The following is a 1,972-nucleotide window of genomic DNA, read 5'->3' on the forward strand; positions in this document are numbered from 1 at the left end:
CGGCGCCTGGCGGTGGCCACGGAGGCGCGGCTGCTCGGCCATGGTGGGGTGCGCGCGGTGGCCCAAGTGGCGGGGATGAGCGAGAGCACGGTGCGTTGTGGAATCGCGGAGCTGGAAGCCGGTGAGGATCCGTTTCCCGATGGTCAGGTCCGCGTCGGGGGTGGGGGTCGTAAGCGGGTCGAGCACAACGATCCGGCCGTGCGGGAGGCGCTGTTGGGGTTGGTGGAGCCCGACGAGCGGGGTGATCCGGAATCGCCGTTGCGGTGGACGACGAAGTCGTTGCGGCATTTGGCCGAACAGTTGACTCGCCTGGGCCATCCGGTGTCGGCTCCGACAGTGGGTCGGCTGTTGAAGGCGGCCGGGTTCAGCTTGCAGGCCAACGCCAAGACCCTCGAGGGCGCCCAGCATCCCGACCGGGACGTCCAGTTTCGCTACATCAACGATCAGGTCAAAGAACACCAGGCCGGAGGTGAGCCGGTGATCAGCGTGGACACCAAGAAGCGCGAACAGCTTGGCCGGCTGCCGATGGCGGGGCGGGAGTGGCGGCCGAAGGGTGAACCGGTGCAGGTGGAGGACCATCATTTTTTCTTCACTGGCCCAGACGTGGAACAGGCGATCCCGTATGGGATCTACGACATCGCTCGCAACACCGGTTGGGTCAACGTCGGAGTCGATCACGACACCGCGGTATTCGCGGTCGAGTCCATCCGTCGCTGGTGGACCGCGCGCGGGCGCCTCGACTACCCAGCCGCTACCCGGCTGTTGATCACCGCCGATGCCGGTGGTTCCAACGGCCACCGCTACCGGGTGTGGAAAAGCGAGCTGGCCGCTTTGGCCGCCGAAACGGGGCTGGCGATCACGGTCTGTCACTTCCCGCCAGGCACCTCGAAGTGGAATAAGATCGAGCACCGGCTGTTCTCCCACATCACGTTCAACTGGCGGGGCCGCCCCCTGACCAGCCACGAAGTGGTGGTCAAGACCATCGCCGCCACCCGCACCCGCGCCGGGTTACAGGTCGAAGCCGCCCTGGATACCGGCGACTATCCCACCGGCATCGCCATCAGCAAGCAGCGCTTCGCGGCCTTGCCGCTGCGCCGGCACACCGTGCACGGCACCTGGAACTACACCCTGGATGCCCAACCCGCGGCCGCCGAAATGCCGGTTCACGCCGACGACAACGGGCCAGCCGGCCGCCGCCAAGCCATGCTTGCTCGCCTGGCTGACCCTCGATTGACCGGTCTGCCCAGCGTGGAGCTAGACCAATTGTGCACCGCGCTTGCCTCGGCCCAGGCCGCGCGGACTCAGCAGCGCTACACCGAGCAGCGCGGCGGCCGGGCACGCCGGGCCACCGGAAAACTGCGCGGCGGCAAACCGCTGTTCGACGATCCCGCCCGCGTCCTGATCACCCTCATTTACCAGCGGCAGGTCTGCTCGATGACCGTGCTCGCTGACCTGTTGGAAGTCAGTGCCGGCCCCATCGGCGAACTCATCAAAGAGACCCGCGAAGCCTTCGAGGATCACGGCCACAACCCCGGCGGCGCCTCGGTGCGCTTCCGCACCACCGACGACCTGCTTGCGTTCCTCGACCACGACATCCGCCCCGCCCGAACCGCCATCATCGAAACCCTGTCCGCCCCGGCTCTGACCGGGATGAGCCGCGATCAACTGCTCGAGCTCACACAGCGACTCGCGGTACACCAAGCCGCTCACGCCGAACGCTTCGGCTACCGCCGCCGCGGCGGCCCACGCCAGCCCGGCGCCCGAGGCGGAGTCTTTCCACAAAAGATCAGCAACAGCGAACGCGTCCTGCTCACCGTGCTCCACCAGCGCAAACTGTGCACCCTCGACGTCCTCGCTGAACTCCTCGGTGATGTCACCAGAGGCGCCATCGGAAACATCGTGCGCGACACCCGACCCCTCCTCGAGCAGGACGGCCGCACTTACCGCCCGGCACCCACTCGTTACCGCACCG

1 protein-coding gene is annotated in these 1,972 nt (G+C 67.3%); it reads left to right on the forward strand.

Translation table 11 applies throughout. From position 1 onward, the window contains the following. Positions 1–1,972, forward strand: a 1,972-nt coding sequence (locus tag VGJ14_10785) for an ISAzo13 family transposase (protein ID HEY2832900.1), incomplete at both ends; no start/stop codon positions are given.

It is taken from the genome of Sporichthyaceae bacterium, from assembly GCA_036493475.1.
Taxonomy (GTDB): Bacteria; Actinomycetota; Actinomycetes; order Sporichthyales; family Sporichthyaceae; genus DASQPJ01.